The organism is Streptomyces sp. NPDC104761 (assembly GCF_055583445.1).
Window position 1 is genome coordinate 1,275,347 of sequence record NZ_JBVJNZ010000001.1, and the last position, 15,381, is coordinate 1,290,727.

The window sequence follows — 15,381 nt, forward strand, 5'->3', positions numbered from 1 at the left end:
CATCGTCCGGATTCGGATCCCCTTCACAGGGCCGAAGGTCCCTGCCGTACCGCCGTCCGGCCCCGGAGAAGGCGCTCCGGCTGCTTCCCGCCGGAGGCGAGCAGCGCGGTCGTCCCCGATCGACCCGGTTCAGGACTCGTGCGGACCGCCGCCGGCCGAGGGGGGACCGGGCGGCTCCTGGAGCACGCTCCATGCGACGGGGCCGAGCAGGTCGGCCAGCTGCCGGAAGACGTCGAGGAAGAGGTCGTCGATCGTCAGCATCCCGACCGGCCGGCCCCGGTCGAGGACCGGCAACCGGCGCACGCCCGCGCGGCCGAAGGTGCGGTAGGCGGCCCGCAGATCGTCGTCGGCGTCGACGGTGACGACCGCGGCCGACATCACCGCGTCCACGGTCGACTCCGGCGCCAGGCCGCCACCGAGGCCGCGGAGCGCGAGGTCGCGGTCGGTCACGATGCCGCACAGCTCCCCGTCCTTCACGACGAGGACGGAGCCCACGCCGCGCTCGGCCATCCACCCGGTGACCTCCTTCAGGGAGACAGCGGGGTCCACGTGCACGAGAGGCGCGGTCATCACCTCGGACACCTTCATGCGGATACTCCTCGTCGGTCGTCCGGTCGTGGTGCGGGAGTGTTCGAGCGGGGGCGGGGCGCCGGCTTCACACGATGTCGAGCACGTCGTCCAGCGGCCGCCGAGGACTCGGCTGCCCTTCGGGGCCGTGGCCGAGCCTGAGCACCATCTGCACGTGGCCCATGGCGGAGAGCGGGTCGCGGACCGCCCACCGCAGGTCCGGCCATTCGAGCGGCTGGGAGGTCACGGACGCGACCAGCCCGTCCGCGGTGGCCCGCAGCAGGACCCGCTCCAGCGCCTGCCCGGCGCGCAGCCAGTCCAGGGGGCCGTCGTCGGCAGTGCCGAGCAGGGCGATGTTCGGCGTCCTCTCGAACGACGCCCGGGCACGGTCCGGCATCGGGCGTCCGGCGGCGAAGTCGCGCACGGGAGCGTCGCCAGCACGGCGTGCCGGGCCGAACGCCTCGGCGGGGATGCCGTCGGACGGCGCCTGGGCCCCCGGCGGTTCCGCATGCGCCCACCGTGCGGTCTCACCGCGCACTCCCGCGTCCTGCGCCTCCCACTCCTCGGCCTCCCGCACCAGTTCCAGGACCGACCGCACGTGCCAGCCGCCGGGGAACAGCAACTGCGCGCCTTCGGTGGCAGCCGCCTCGCACAGGCCCTCGCGTATCGCCGCCGGGACCTCCTCGTCCTGGAACGGGTAGCGGCTGGAGTGACGGCGGCCGACCGCGGGGCGCAGCAGAGCCAGCGCGGTGTCCGGCGGACTGCTGCCGCACAGGTGCACCTCGGCGAGCAGGTCCGGGTGGCGCGGCTCCGGGAGCAGCCGCACGACCGGCGCCAGCGCCGCCGCGGCGGCGGCCACCCGTAGGTTGAGCAGCGCGGCTCCACAGCTCACGTGCAGACCGCGTTGCTGCGGATCGGTGTGCGGCAGGGTGCGCATCAGGTCGGCGTACAGGCGCAGCACACCGATGTCGCGCAGGTAACGGAACCTCCACGGCTGTGCGTTGTGCTGCGAGGGCGCGGCGACGGCATCCGCCACCAGCGTCTCGACGGTGCGCGCGTCGACGGGTTGTGCGGTCATGGCGGCTTCCCTTCGCTTCGTCCGCGGGGATCACATCGGCCCGGACGGCACGGCGATGACCGGACACCGCGCGTGGTGCAGCACCCCCTGGCTGACCGAGCCGAGCAGCATGCCGGTGAATCCGCCCCGGCCACGGGTGCCCACCACCAGACCCAGCGCGTGGGCGGAGGCGTCGGTGAGCACCTGTACGGGGTGTCCGGTGACCAGTTCGTACCGCAGGACCACCTGCGGGTAGCGGGCGCCGCGACCGGCCACGATCTCGGAGAGCACCCGCCGGGCCTCCTGCTCCGGTTCGTACTCGTCGAAGATCCTCAGCGGTCCGGGCTCCCGGACGAAGAGTGCCCGCACGCCGGCACCGCGCAGCGCGGCCTCCTCGAACGCCAGGTCCACCGCAGCCGCCGAGTGCGGGCTGCCGTCGGGATGGTGGAGGCCGACGGCCTCGCCGTCCCGTGCGACGGCTCCGGCCCTGGTACCGCGTACGGGGATCTCGTCGCCGACATGGGCGTGCATCGGGGTGCCGGTCGCCCAGGGCGCGGTGCTCGTTGCAGCCCGGTCGGTCTGCCTCGCTGATGCGGGAGCGGGCATCGGCCTCGCCTCCTCCCTGCGGCGGCGCCGGGGAGTGCCGCCGCCGGTTCCCGTTCCATTGCAGCTGGCGGTGCGGCCGACGGACCAGGGGCCATTGGTCCCTACACGGTCGCCATCCATCACCCCAGCCGGCGGGCATGCCCACGGGGACGTCCCAGTCCGCGACGGGAAGCGAAGCGGGACGATGTCACGCCGTGAACAGGTCGCCGAGGCGGACCGGACTCCGCAGGGTCCGGGGCAGAACGGAACGACTGCTTCCAGCATGCGCCGGCGGTCGGCGTCCCGGCGGGGGCGTGCGGGTGGGCCGGTCGGTCCTGCCGGGGACGGACGGCCCTTACCCTCGGCCTGCCGCTGAAGATCGTGCACGTCACGGAGCCCGCGCCCGCACTCGTCTCGCAGGCTCCACTGGTGGGACCCGAGACCCGTCAGCACTGGATGCGGCAGATTCCGGGCGACGCCGCGGAGGGGCTTCGTCTGCGGCACTCCGGTCTTGAGGTGCTCACCGAACAGCTGACGGGTCCCGTGCCCGACGCCCTCTGCGAGGCGGCGGACTCCGCCGAACTGCTCGCCCTGGGCTCCCGCGACGCGTCCCTGGCCGTCGTCGGCCGGCGCATCCGTACCGGTTCACTCGGCGCGCACATCGGTCACGTCACCCATGCCGCCCTGCATCACACGGGCGCGCCCGTCGCCGTCGTGGCGCACCACTGATCCGTCGGTCCGGGACCGGAGCGTCACGCGTTCTCCTCACAACTGCGGGCTCCGCACGGGCCGTCAGGTCGTCCAGGGCCGCGGAGGGAGGGACACGGCCGTCCGGCGGGTGATGAGGGCCGGACGGCCCAAGCGGACCCGTCCGGGACAGGACAAGCTGGCTGTGCGGGGCGATTCCGGCGAGGTACCGACGTCCGGCCCGGCACCCGCCGCCGGCGTCCGCCGGCCCCGTGCCCCGCAGCGGACCGAGGACGGTGAGCGAACCCATGAAGGCCTTCGTCTTCCACGGCCCCGGGCAGTCCGCCTGGGAAGAGGCCCCCGACCCCGCCATCAAGGAACCCACCGACGCCGTCGTGCGCGTGGACGCCGTGACGATCTGCGGGACGGACCTGCACATCCTGAAGGGCGACGTGCCCGAGGTGCAGCCCGGCACGGTGCTGGGCCACGAGGCAGTGGGCGAGATCGTCGAGGTCGGCAGCGACGTCCGGACCGTACGGCCGGGAGACCGCGTGCTGGTCTCCTGCATCAGCTCCTGTGGGCGCTGCACCTACTGCCGGGAAGGCATGTACGGCCAGTGCCGCGGCGGCGGAGGCTGGATCCTCGGCCACCTGATCGACGGCACCCAGGCCGAGTACGTCCGCGTCCCCTTCGCGGACCTGTCCGTCCACGCGCTGCCGGGCACGGTCGACAGCAAGGACGCCGTGCTCCTCGCGGACATCTTCCCGACCTCCTACGAGGTCGGCGTGCTGAACGGCCGGGTGCGTCCCGGCGACACCGTCGCCATCGTCGGCGCGGGCCCCATCGGTCTCGCGGCGATCACCACGGCACGGCTGTTCTCCCCCGAGCGGATCGTCGCCGTGGACCTGGCCCCTGCCCGGCTGGAAGCGGCCAGGCGCCTGGGCGCCGACGCCGTGGCGGACGCAAGGGAGGCCCCGGAGCAACTGATCGCCGACCTCACCGACGGACTCGGCGCCGACGTCGTCATGGAAGCCGTGGGCGTGCCGGAGACCTTCGAGCTGTGCACCCGCATGGTCCGGCCCGGCGGTCGCGTCGCCAACATCGGCGTGCACGGCAGGCCGGCCACGCTCCACCTCGAAGACCTGTGGATCAAGAACGTCACCATCACGACGGGTCTGGTGGACACCCACTCCACGCCCACCCTGCTGCGGATGACGGCGGCCGGCCGGCTGCCCACCGCCCAGCTGGTCACCCACACCTTCCCGCTGGACCACATGGCCGAGGCGTACGACGTCTTCGCCGGCGCCGCCGACACCGGCGCGCTCAAGGTCGTGCTCGGCGGGGAGCAGCACGAGCTCGCCGTCCGCGGGACCTGACCGACGAGAGGACGTGACCGTCATGGCCGAACAGCTACGGCCGTACACGGCAGAAGGACCGGCGCTGGGAGACCTGGGGCGCCGCGTGGCGGCCCGCCGCAAGGAACTGGGCCTCACCCGCGCACAGACGGCCGAACGGTCGGGCATCGCGGCCGGCTACCTGCGGTACCTGGAGGAACATCCCGAGGCCGCACCTGGCACGGGCGCCCTGCTCAGGCTCGCCGACGTCCTCCACACCACCGTGTCGCACCTCACCGGAGGCGACCTGGACACCCCGCCCGGACCCGGTCGGGCGGGATACCGCCCCGCGTTCACCGAACTGAGCCCGGCCGAGTGCAGGGCGCTGCTCGGCTCGCACGGCGTCGGACGCCTCGGCGTCGACACCGCCTCGGGCCCGGTCATCGTCCCGGTCAACTACAGCGTCGTCGACGGCACGATCGTCTTCAGGACCGCGGACGAAACCACACCGTCCATGGCGCCGGGCCGTCAGGTGGCCTTCGAGGTCGACCGCATCGACGACGCCTTCGGCGAGGGCTGGAGCGTCCTGGTACGCGGACCCGCGATCCGCGTGAGCAAGGCGGAGGAGGTGCGCCGGCTCACCTTCTCCGCCTACAGCACCCCGTGGGCGGGCGGCGAGCGTGACCTGTGGGTGCGGATCGAGCCCCGCTCCGTGACCGGGCGCCGTATCACGGTCGGATCCGGGCCGGGCCGGGCACCGGAATAGCCACGCACCCAGGCAGGGCGAAACGGTGGACGGACGAGACCGCCGGTGCACACCGGAGGAGGCTCCCGATGGCCCTCGATGCACAAGCGACCGGCTGCCCCGGTGCTGCCTGCGCCCCGTATAGGCCCGCCCCGAGGGCCTGGGCCCGGACGGCTCCCCGGAAAGCCTCGCCGCAGCCGACCGGGCCGGGACCTGGAAGGGGACCGTTCGGCTCATGCCCTCCGGGGGCGGATGGCCGATCCTGGGAGTGTCGGACCACGGCTGCCGAAACCTGGAGGTCGCCATGACCGGCACTCCACACGTCGTGAGCGATGTGATGACCCACACGGTCCTCGCGCTGCGCGACGGCGCCGCCTTCAAGGAGATCGTGAAGGCCCTGCAGCAGTGGCAGGTGAGCGCGGCCCCCGTCCTGGACGACGGCGGACGTGTCGTCGGCGTCGTCTCGGAGGCAGATCTCCTGCGCAAGGAGGAGGCCCGCACCGGCAGCGAGGTCGGTTACGGCCAGCTCCGGCCAAGGTCCGCCGTCGCCGAGGCGGCGTCGGTCACGGCTGCGGCACTGATGACCACTCCGGCCGTCACCGTCCGCCCCGAGGCCCCGCTGCCCGAGGCCGCGCGCACGATGGCCCGGCACGGCGTCAAGCGGCTTCCGGTGGTCGACGCGGACGGACTGCTGCAGGGGGTTGTCAGCCGTGCCGACCTGCTGAAGGTGTTCCTGCGGGACGACGAGGACATCGCCGAGGAGATCCGGCGCGAGATCCTCCCGCACCTCTTCCCCGACTCGGCCGAGCCGGTGTGCGTGCGGGTGCGCGACGGTGTCGTCACCCTCACCGGCCGGGTCCCGGACACCGCGCTGGTCCCGGTGGCCGCCGGGTGGGTACGGGGCGTCGACGGAGTGGTCGCCGTGGACTGCGCGCTCGCCGGTCCGCCCCGCCGCCCGGTCCTCGACCCCGACCTTCCCGACGCCGGTCACGTCCCGCCCGGCCGGGGCCGCACGTCCCGGACCCCGGAAGGAGGCGGCGGACCATGACCGGCACGAGCCGCGGACGCCTGGCCGGCGGACCGTTCTGGCGCTGGCGGCGCAACCCGCTGCGGCGCCGCAGCGACATGGTGGAGGGCTGGGTCGTACTCGCCCTCTGGACTGTGACCCTCGTCGGCGGGCTGCTCGCCGGATGGTGGGCCGGCGCGACCGTGGACCACGCGTTCGCCGAGCGGCGTGCCGCCCTCCACGTGGTGTCCGCCGAGCTGACCGAGAACGGGACTGGGGGTACCCCCTCTGCGGGAGGCTCGCCCGTCGTGGATGGTTACGACGCGGGGAAGGTGTGGGTCACGGTGCGCTGGACGGCCGCGGACGGCTCCGTGCACACCGGCCTGGCCAAGGCGCCCCCCACGGCCACCGCCGGCAGCCGGCTCGCGGTCTGGGTGGATCGCGGTGAACGGGTGGCCGCTCCACCGACGGGCCGGAGCGAGACGATCCTCGACTCCGTCGCGGCCGCCGTCCTCGTGGCACCGCTCGCCGCCACCGCGGTCTGGGGCGCAGGCTGGGCCGTCCGCAGCCGCCTGATGCGCCGCCGCCTCGCGGAATGGGACGCGGAATGGCAACGGATCGGCCCCCAGTGGCGGAACTTCAGCGGCGGCAAGGGATGACCTCAGCAGAGGGCCGACCGGAGCCAGGACAGGGCCGGTCGGCCCACGGCTGTTCCCAGGCCCGTTCGCCAGGCCGGAGATGAGCATTGACGAGGCAGCCGCGGAGTACACGGACGGCGTGCTGAACGTCCCGGTCCCGGTCCCGGAGGAGAAGACGGGAACCAGGACCATCCCGGTGCGGACCGGCCGACCCTCAGGGGGAGTGTGCCCGGGACCCCTCATGTCCTCCTCCGAAGGACGGTCGGGCCCGAGGGCCCTGATCCCAGGGTGGGTACGGGCGGACCCGGCCGCCACGGGCCGTAAGGACCCTGGCGGGTCGTACCGGGAGCCCTCCCCTCCGGGTGGGCCCGGCCCCAGCGTCCGGCAGGCCGCGCCACCCCGGCAGGGGCTGACCGGGCACACGAACGGGCCGAGTGGCCCCTCCGCCCCTTCGCCGGAAGGTGGCACGGTGACATCGGAGCCCCCTGCTGCACGACGTGGCAGTCCGACGAAAGGCGGTGGGGACGATGACACCTCCCCTGGTCGTAGGCGTCGACGGATCGGACGGAAGCCTGCGCGCGGTCGACTGGGCGGTGGACGAGGCCGTCCGCCACGACCTGCCGCTGCGGCTGGTGTACGCCTCCCGATGGGAGCGCTACGAGGCCGGAGTGCCGTCGGAGGGCACGGAACGCCCCTCGGAACGCGTGCTGGCCGAACACATCGTCGCCTCCGCCGCCGAGCGCGCCGCACAGCGCTGTCCGGACGTGAAGGTCACCGTGGACATCCTCCCCGACGACGCGGTGTACGCCCTCCTGCGCGCGGGCGACAGCGCACATGCCCTGGTCACCGGCTCCCGCGGCCGGGGTGAGCTGACCGGGCTGCTGCTCGGGTCGGTCGGCCTGGCCGTGGCGGCCAAGGCACACTGCCCGGTGATCGTGGTCAGGGGCGACAGGACCGGCCTGGCCGGCGGCCACGAGCGGATCCTGCTGGGCGCGGCGGAGCCCGTCACCGAGAACGAGGCCGTACGCTTCGCCTTCCGTGAGGCCGAGTCCCGTGCCTGCGTCCTGTACGCCGTCCGCGCCTGGCGTTGCCGCGCCCACGAGGTCGGCAACCAGGTGGCGCTCGGGGAGGTCGCCCGACAGCACGAGGGAGAGGCGTCGGCGCTGCTGGACGCACTGCTCGGCGAAGCCATGGCCGCGCATCCGAAGGTCGAGGTCCGCAGCGTGACGGCCGAGGGGCCGGCCCACCGGATCCTCGTGGACCGCTCGGCCGCCGCCGACCTGGTCGTCGTGGGCGCGAGGCGCCGGCACGGACACGTCGGTCTGCAACTCGGCCGGGTGGCCCACGCACTGCTCCACCAGGCGAAGTGCCCGGTGGCGGTGGTACCGCAGACGGAGTGATCGTTGCACCTGTCCCCACCCGCAGAGGCGGGCGCCCCGCACGGAGGGAGCCGAAGTGAGCGGCTCGAGTGCACCGCCGGTGCCGGAGGTCTCCCGCGCCCTGCTCCGCTACCGGTACCGGCGGCGGGACCAGGCCTGCGCGGCCGCGCGTGCGCTGGGCCGACACGGTGCGCTGTATCCCTGGCAGAGCGGCAGCGACGGCCGCGAGGAGTCCCAGGAACTGCACCTGAACCCCCGCTCGGGGCACTGGCTCCCGGACCACTCGCGGCTCCAGTGGGACGTCGGCTCGGCAGTGGCGTACACCGTGTGGCAGTGCTGCGAGGCCAGCGGCGACATCCGCGGACGCGTCGAGCGGCCGTACGCGGTGGTCGGGCACCCCGCCGCGTTCGAAGAACGTCCCCTCCTGAGACCGGTGTGCGCCGAGGAAGCCGACCCGGCTGCCGTTCAGACGGCGGGCGACGATGCCCAGTACCACTGCTTACGCCCGTACCCACGCCGGAACACCGCCGCCGGCATACGGCTACCGGCGGGCACGGGGCGGCGGCTCGGCAAGGGGGGAGCTCACCGGCTCACCCTTGCCGGGCGCGCACGCGGCGACGTGGACGGGCGCCGTGACCGTAAGGTGCCGACACCCTTGCGGGCGCGTGCGGAAGTTGTCACGCTGGACGTTCGCACCGCTTGCTCCCGCTCTACGGCGTTCGCGAGACCGCCGGCCCCGACCAGTCCCGGCTCGATACGTTCGTGCGCGCAGCTCTCCCTCCCGGCGCCGATGCGCGTACACCGCGACCGGCCGGACAGCCGCCGCCTCACCTGTGGAGCACATCATGGACACGAGCGAGGAGGCCGCCCGCGGCCTGACCGAAATCCAGGACTTCCTGTACCAGCAGGCCCATCTGCGGGCGGCACGCCGGCGCGTCTCGGCGTTCGTCGCCCGGGAGCCGGGGCTGACCCGGGAGCAGAAGGCGGACATCGAGCGCTGGTACCTCCAGGAACAGGCCTACGTGGCCCACATGGTGACGGAGCACATCGCCGCCAGCGTCAGCGCGGTGGAACAGCGGCACCACGCCCGCTTCGGACGGTGGCTGCGCGGCACGCTCACCGCGATGCTCCTGGTCACCGCGGCGATGGCGCTGTGCGTCACCGCGGTGCTGGTCGGCGCGTCGTAGACCGGCGGAACGCCGGGCAGGGGCCCGGCGGCCGCGCCGGACCCCCTGTGAGGCCGGGCCTACTCCTGTCCCGCCAGCCAGTCGGCGAACGTGACCTCGCCGAGGTCCGCGCCCGGGCCCGGCAGGAGCGTGTCCTCCTGCAGCTCGGCACCCCAGTACGTGGCCCGCGGGTCCGTGACGATCTTGCGGGGGTCGTCCTGGGCGGCGAGCCCCATCCGGATGAACTCCTCGAGTTCGAAGCTCTCCGGGCCGCCGGTCTCCACCACGCCGTTCACCGGGGCGCCGGTCGCGGCGCGGGCCACGGCCGCGGCCACGTCGTCGGAGACCATCGGCTGGATCCGGCCGGCGGGCAGCCGCACGGTGTCGCCCTCGGTGACCCCGTCGGCGAGCCCCTTCGCGAACTCGAAGAACTGGGTCGCGTGGACGACGGTGTAGGGGATGCCGGACGCCTGGATCAGCTCCTCCTGGGCCTGCTTGGCACGGAAGTACCCGCTGCCCTGCAGCCGGTCGGTGCCCACCACGGACAGCGCCACGTGGTGCCGCACCCCGGCCTCGGCCTCCGCCTCGAGGAGGTTGGCCGTGGAGGCACGGAAGAAGTCCATGACCGCCCGGTCCTCGAACGAGGGGGAGTTGGACACGTCGACCACGACCGAGGCGCCCTCCAGGGCCTCGGCCAGGCCCTCCCCCGTGAGGGTGTCGACGCCGGTGCTCGGTGCGGCGGCGACCGCCTCGTGCCCCTGCTCGCCGAGCCTGCGGACCAGCTTCGAGCCGATGAGCCCGGTGCCACCGATGACTACGACCTTCATGACGGGATTCCTCTCGCGATCCTTCTGCTGCTTCCGACAGAACAGACCGGACAGCCCCCTCAGGTGTGACACGCGCTCCGGGAATCCGGGGAGCGGGTATGTCACCCCTCCAGCGACGCCACGTAGGGAGCCAGCTTCGCGGGGTTCATCACCCACAGGAGACGTTCGATGCCGCGCGCCGACACGTCGGCCGACAGCAGCGCCACCGCGGTTCCCGAGGCCGAGACCAGGACCGCCGGCCTGCCGTTGGCCTCGACCCACCGCACCTGGGCCCGCGGCCAGAACCGCGGGGCGAAGGCGACCAGGTACCGGGAGACGTGCGGCAACCCGGACACCGGGATCCTGGACGCCCCGCGGATGCCGCCACCGTCGGTGTAGCTGACCACGTCCTCGGTGAGGACCTCCTCCAGGACCGACAGGTCGCCGTTCTGCGCGGCCGCGAGGAACACCTCGAGGAAACGCCGGTGCTCGGCGGAGCCGACCGGCTCCCTGCGCTCCGCGGCCAGCCGCTTGCGGGCCCGGCTCACCAGCTGGCGGGCGTTGGCCTCGCTGGTCTCCACGATGTCCGCGATCCGCCGGTAGGTGTAGTCGAACGCCTCCCGCAGCACGTACGCGGCCCGCTCGACCGGGTTCAGTTTCTCCAGCAGGAAGAGCACCGCCATGTCGAGCGCCTCCGCGCGCTCGGCGCCCAGCTGCGGATCCTGCCGCGTGTCGACCGGCTCGGGCAGCCAGGGCCCGACGTACGACTCCCGGCGCACCCGGGCCGACTGCGTGAAGTTGATCGCCAGCCGGGTGGTCACCGTGGCCAGGAAGGCGGCCGGCTCGTGGACATCGGTACGGTCGGTGTTCTGCCACCGCACCCACGCCTCCTGGACGATGTCCTCGGCCTCCACGGCGCTGCCGATCACGCGGTAGGCGATGCCGAAGAGCTGCGGACGCGCCGTGACGAACTCCTTCGTCGCGCGGTCGAGGGAGTCGGCGTGGTCACCGGCGCGCATCCATGTCCTCCAGGGTCGGACCAGCATGCTACAAGCCGGTCCGGCCCCGGCCCGCGCACGGCCGGGGCCGGGGTGTCGGAACCCCTGGAGGTCAAGGGCAGGGCCGCGCCCGGTAAAGGCACGGGCAGGAGCCGGTCGTGTCGGCCAGATCCCTGACATGTGATGGCCAGGTGGTCATGTGGTGTTCATGTGACAGCAGTTGGGCTGGGCAAGGGTGCGGTCGTTGTCTGCTCAGCTGCTCGCCGGGAGGGCGTCATGACCACACACACAGAGTCCGCACAGGACAGATCGGCGGAGGGCCCGGAGGGGTTCAGCCGCCGCCACGCGCTGGGCCTGCTGGGGACCGCGGGGGCGGGTGCGGCTGCCACCGGCCTCCTCGGGGCGGGCACGGCCCAGGCCGCACCGCTCGCCGCTCCCGCCTTCCATCTCACCGCGGACTCCTCCGGCGCGCCCCCCGTCCAGGGTTTGCACCTGACCTTCGGGGCGGACCCGCGCACCCAGATGACGGTGTCGTGGATCACGGACCGTCCGGTGACCAAGCCCGTCGTGCGCTACGGCACCCTGGAGCACGGCTTCGGCTCCAGCAAGAAGGCCCGGACCGTCACGTACGTCGACGGCACCTCGAACCGCACCGTCTACGTCCACCACGCCCTGCTCAAGGGGCTCACCCCGGACACGGACTACCTCTACCTCGCCACGCACGAGGGAGCGACCCCGGACAGCGGCACCTTCCGCACGGCTCCGCAGGGCCGCCGGCCGGTCACCTTCACCAGCTTCGGCGACCAGTCCGCCCCGCAGGTCACCTGGGCCGCCGACGGATCCGTCGGCCTGGACGCCAACTCCACGCCCGCGACGAAGGACATCGTCACCGGCATCGAGCAGGTCGCCCCGCTGTTCCACCTCCTCAACGGCGACCTCTGCTACGCCAACCTGGACGTCGACCGGGTGCGCACCTGGAACAACTTCTTCACCAACAACACCCGCTCGGCGCGCTTCCGCCCCTGGATGCCGGCGGCCGGCAACCACGAGATCGAGAAGGCCAACGGCCCGCTCGGCCTCGGCGCCTACCAGACGTACTTCTCGCTGCCCTCCACCGAGACCGACGCCGAACTCGCCGGCCTCTGGTACGCGTTCACGGCCGGTTCGGTGCGGGTCATCGTGCTGCAGAACGACGACAACTGCCTCCAGGACGGCGGTGACATCTACATCAGCGGCTACTCCGGCGGCCGCCAGCTCGCCTTCCTGGAGAGGGAACTGAAGGCGGCGCGCTCCTCCAAGGACGTCGACTGGGTGGTCGTGGCCATGCACCAGGTCATGGTCAGCTCCTCCGACGCCAACGGCGCCGACCTCGGCCTGCGCGAGAAGTACGGCCCGCTGTTCGACCGGTACGGCGTCGACCTGGTGCTCTGCGGGCACGAGCACAACTACGAGCGTTCGCTGGCCGTGCGCGGCGTGGTGAACGGCAGCGAGACGCTGACGCCCAACCCGGTCTCCCAGGCCACCGACGACATCGACGCCGACCTCGGCACCGTGCACATGATCCTCGGCGGCGGCGGTGTCTCGGGCACCACGAACCAGAAGTTCTTCAACGACGGCACCGGCAAGGTGATCACCGCCGTGTCGGCGACCGCCGGTTCGAACGGCAAGCGCACCTCCACCTACGTCCAGGAGAAGGCCGTGTGGGTGGGCGTCCGGGACGTCGAACACCCCTACGGCTTCGCCGCCTTCACCGTCGACCCCGGCCGGCACCCCGGTGACACCACCCGGATGCACGTCACCTACTACAACGTGAACAAGCCGAACGGCGACCTGTCGGTCTTCGAGACCTTCAGCCTGCACCGCAAGCGCTCCGACGGCCACGCCGGCTGATCCCGCTGCCGGCAGGAGAGCGGGCCGGGCGGCAACCGCCCGGCCCGCACCGCCCGGCCCCGGATCCCCGGCGTCAGCCCATGCTCTCGAAGCCGGTGGTCAGCGAGGTGGTCGTCGCGGCCTCGGCCGGCTGGGACGGCTCGTGCCGGACCGTGGCCTCGCCGGTGCCGGCCGGGGCGAGGTCGACGGTCTCGCCGACCTCGGTGTGCAGCTTGACCGTGGCGCCCGAGAGGGGGTCCCTGGCTGGACGGCACCGGACTGCGCGCCGCCCTCGCCGGTCTCCCCGGCGCCTGCCGGGACCACTGGCCGAAAACGGCGAACTCCCGCCGCACGCAGGCGACATCGCAGCGTGGCGCCCACTGGAACTGCTCGGCGGCGCAAGGATAAGCTCCCGGACGGGGGCGAATTGGTGGGGAAAACCGGACGCCGCCGGCAGAACCGTGGCGTCGTCGTACTCGATCGATCTCACGGTTCGTCACCATGTCAAGCGTGTCGCTGTTCCGCCGGTTGACTGCCGCCCGGCGTGGACGTGCGTGGCAGTGTCCGGCGGTGCCGCAGTGATGTCGAGGTCAATCACTCCTGGAAGGAAGTGCCGTGGCACCGGTGCTGGTCGGACTCGAAGGTCTGCTGGCGGGGGAGCGCATCCCGGTCCTGGACACCCGCGTCACCTTTGGGCGCAATTCGGAGAACACCGTCGTCATCTCCAGCCTCAGCGTCTCCCGCTTCCACGCGGAGATCGTCTTCGACGAGGACAAGGGTTACGTGCTGCGTGACCTGGAGAGCAGCAACGGCACCCTGGTCAACGGGGAGGAGGTGGAGTCCCGGCTGCTGCAGTCCGGCGACGAGATCACCCTGGGCGACCAGGAGTTCCGCTTCGAGGTGGCGGACGCCATGGAGACGCTGATGGCGCTCTCGCTGCCCCGGTCGGTCACACATGCCGGGCAGAAGAGCGAACAGGGACCCGTACTCCAGGTCACCGTCGCCGGCGGCGGCCCCGTCGGGCTGTCCCTCGCCCTGCTCCTCGAACACTTCCTCGGGCCCCAGGTGAAGATCACCGTCTACGACGGCAGGTGGCGCAGGCAGGGCCGCGGCGTCGTCTGGAAGAGCCAGGACGAGGGCAACGTACGGCGCCAGCAGGTGGTGACGGTGCAGAGCCGCCAGTACCTCGCGTGGCCCGAGGAGGTACAGGCCCGCCTCTTCGACCCGGAGCACTACACGGAGATGTGGCCCTCCGGCCCGGACTCGGTCGGCGACCACAGCCCGCGCAACATGCGCATCGCCTACATCGAGGACCAGCTGCTGGAGCTGGCCAACGAGAAGCGGGACCGGATACGCCTCGTACCCGCCCGGTTCGACCCGGCGGAGCAGCAGGAGGCGCTCGCCTCCCAGCACGTGCTCGCGATCTGCGACGGCGGCCGGTCGCGCACCCGGGAGCACTTCGCCGCCCGGTTCGGCAAGGCCGACGAGTCGATCTACTCCCTCGACGGCCGTCACCTCCAGGACGTCGTCCTCGGCCTGCGCGTGAAGTCCGGCCTGACCGACCCGATGGCGGTCCTGCTGACGGTCGCCCAGAACCGCTTCCTGCTCAACTCGCTGCGCGGCGAGGGCTTCCTCAACATGCGGCTGACCGACGCCGAGGCCGCCGAGGTGATCGGCCTGGACCCGGTCCGCCGGGTCTTCGAGGAGTGCATCGCCTCTCGTCCGTGCCTGATGGACCGCGACGAGTACGGCGACTTCCAGTGCTCGACGCACGGCACGCTGTTCCTGCCCGCCCTGGTCAAGGGCTCGGCCCTGTGGCGGCGGGTGCAGGAGGGGCTGCTGCTGTTCGGCGTCGAGACCGACGACCTCTCGGCGGTCACCAGCTTCCGCCTGGACATGGTGCAACGCCCCCGGTTCTCCGCCGAGCTGCTGCCGCCCACCACCACCTCGCCGGGCACGTACGGCTTCCTGCTCGGCGACGCAGCCAACGCGATCCACTTCTGGCCGGGCCGCGGCCTCAACAGCGGCCTCGCGTCCGCCATCTCCCTGGCCCGCTCCCTCAACGGGGCATGGAACGGCAGGCCGTTCCGGGACGCGGACTTCCTCCGCCACGAGGCGGCGATGTCGATGCTGCAGTACCGGCACAAGAGCCGGGCCTGGAAGGCGATGGTCACCACCGACGACCGGGGCGTCACCTGGGCGATCAAGGACATCATCGGCCACGGCATCGACGGGATCCCCGAGGAGCCGGACCGCGAGGCCGACACCAAGACCCTGCTGGAGCGCATGCAGGCCATCCGCGACCGGCTGGCCCTCCGCCTGCCCGGCATGCCGGACGACGAGGCGATCCTGGAACGCCTGCGCACCCTGCAGCCCGCCACCCTGCGCATGCTCGTCCTGAGCGGCGCCTGGGACACGCTGACGATGGGCGGCGAGGAGGTCGACATCGACATCTTCTACGGCCAGGACTCGTCCGCGGCCGCCGCGGCCGTCGAGGCACTGGAACCGGCCGCCCAGGCGTAGCGCCCCCGACCCCGGCATCCG

General features: G+C 72.7%; 13 protein-coding genes and 4 pseudogenes. 10 read left to right on the forward strand and 7 right to left on the reverse strand.

Annotated features, from left to right (window positions below; all coding sequences use genetic code 11):
* Window positions 1-129: 129 nt before the first annotated feature.
* The 4 genes and pseudogenes from ACZ63F_RS05695 to ACZ63F_RS05710 form a co-directional block, all read right to left on the reverse strand.
* Complete coding sequence (locus ACZ63F_RS05695) at window positions 130-588, reverse strand: CBS domain-containing protein (RefSeq protein ID WP_469708987.1); 459 nt, start codon at window positions 586-588, stop codon at window positions 130-132.
* A gap of 67 nt (window positions 589-655) precedes the next feature.
* Window positions 656-1,645 (reverse strand): Acg family FMN-binding oxidoreductase, encoded by a 990-nt coding sequence (locus tag ACZ63F_RS05700; protein WP_469708990.1) that lies wholly within the window; start codon window positions 1,643-1,645, stop codon window positions 656-658.
* 30 nt (window positions 1,646-1,675) lie between these two features.
* Window positions 1,676-2,062, reverse strand: a pseudogene (locus ACZ63F_RS05705) (universal stress protein); the annotation flags it as partial.
* Between the two features lie 36 nt (window positions 2,063-2,098).
* Window positions 2,099-2,494: pseudogene (locus ACZ63F_RS05710) on the reverse strand (hypothetical protein); the annotation flags it as partial.
* Window positions 2,495-2,551: 57 nt separating this feature from the next.
* Between ACZ63F_RS05710 and ACZ63F_RS05715 the strand changes: the two are divergent.
* From ACZ63F_RS05715 to ACZ63F_RS05750, 8 genes and pseudogenes are all read left to right on the forward strand, one after another.
* Window positions 2,552-2,938, forward strand: a pseudogene (locus ACZ63F_RS05715) (universal stress protein); the annotation flags it as partial.
* A 266-nt stretch (window positions 2,939-3,204) separates the two neighbouring features.
* Complete coding sequence (locus ACZ63F_RS05720) at window positions 3,205-4,272, forward strand: zinc-dependent alcohol dehydrogenase family protein (RefSeq protein WP_469709338.1); 1,068 nt, start codon at window positions 3,205-3,207, stop codon at window positions 4,270-4,272.
* Between the two features lie 22 nt (window positions 4,273-4,294).
* Window positions 4,295-4,996, forward strand: coding sequence for a helix-turn-helix domain-containing protein (locus ACZ63F_RS05725; RefSeq protein WP_469708992.1), 702 nt, complete (start codon window positions 4,295-4,297; stop codon window positions 4,994-4,996).
* Between the two features lie 283 nt (window positions 4,997-5,279).
* Window positions 5,280-6,023, forward strand: coding sequence for a CBS domain-containing protein (locus ACZ63F_RS05730; protein ID WP_469708994.1), 744 nt, complete (start codon window positions 5,280-5,282; stop codon window positions 6,021-6,023).
* A complete protein-coding gene (locus tag ACZ63F_RS05735; RefSeq protein ID WP_469708996.1) occupies window positions 6,020-6,640 on the forward strand; it encodes an Rv1733c family protein in 621 nt (206 codons plus the stop codon). Before ACZ63F_RS05730 ends, ACZ63F_RS05735 begins: the two co-directional genes overlap by 4 nt.
* A 506-nt stretch (window positions 6,641-7,146) precedes the next feature.
* Window positions 7,147-8,019 (forward strand): universal stress protein, encoded by an 873-nt coding sequence (locus ACZ63F_RS05740; RefSeq protein ID WP_469708998.1) that lies wholly within the window; start codon window positions 7,147-7,149, stop codon window positions 8,017-8,019.
* A gap of 82 nt (window positions 8,020-8,101) precedes the next feature.
* Window positions 8,102-8,353: pseudogene (locus ACZ63F_RS05745) on the forward strand (glycoside hydrolase family 65 protein); the annotation flags it as partial.
* Window positions 8,354-8,843: 490 nt separating this feature from the next.
* Window positions 8,844-9,185: a hypothetical protein gene (locus ACZ63F_RS05750; RefSeq protein ID WP_469709000.1), complete on the forward strand. Its 342-nt coding sequence runs from the start codon at window positions 8,844-8,846 to the stop codon at window positions 9,183-9,185.
* A gap of 59 nt (window positions 9,186-9,244) precedes the next feature.
* On the opposite strand, the gene ACZ63F_RS05755 is transcribed toward ACZ63F_RS05750, so the two are convergent.
* Together ACZ63F_RS05755 and ACZ63F_RS05760 are read right to left on the reverse strand one after the other, a co-directional pair.
* Window positions 9,245-9,991: an SDR family oxidoreductase gene (locus ACZ63F_RS05755; protein ID WP_469709002.1), complete on the reverse strand. Its 747-nt coding sequence runs from the start codon at window positions 9,989-9,991 to the stop codon at window positions 9,245-9,247.
* Between the two features lie 101 nt (window positions 9,992-10,092).
* Window positions 10,093-10,989 carry an RNA polymerase sigma-70 factor gene (locus ACZ63F_RS05760; RefSeq protein WP_469709004.1) on the reverse strand — a complete coding sequence of 299 codons (897 nt, stop codon included), beginning with the start codon at window positions 10,987-10,989 and terminating at the stop codon, window positions 10,093-10,095.
* 255 nt (window positions 10,990-11,244) lie between these two features.
* Between ACZ63F_RS05760 and ACZ63F_RS05765 the strand changes: the two genes are divergently transcribed.
* Window positions 11,245-12,858 (forward strand): purple acid phosphatase family protein, encoded by a 1,614-nt coding sequence (locus ACZ63F_RS05765; protein ID WP_469709006.1) that lies wholly within the window; start codon window positions 11,245-11,247, stop codon window positions 12,856-12,858.
* Window positions 12,859-12,931: 73 nt separating this feature from the next.
* Here ACZ63F_RS05765 and ACZ63F_RS05770 read toward each other — a convergent pair whose 3' ends face one another.
* Entirely contained in the window at window positions 12,932-13,201 is a 270-nt protein-coding gene (locus ACZ63F_RS05770) for a hypothetical protein (RefSeq protein ID WP_469709008.1), read from the reverse strand.
* Between the two features lie 251 nt (window positions 13,202-13,452).
* Between ACZ63F_RS05770 and ACZ63F_RS05775 the strand changes: the two genes are divergently transcribed.
* Complete coding sequence (locus ACZ63F_RS05775) at window positions 13,453-15,360, forward strand: FHA domain-containing protein (protein ID WP_469709010.1); 1,908 nt, start codon at window positions 13,453-13,455, stop codon at window positions 15,358-15,360.
* The last annotated feature ends 21 nt before the right edge of the window (window positions 15,361-15,381 follow it).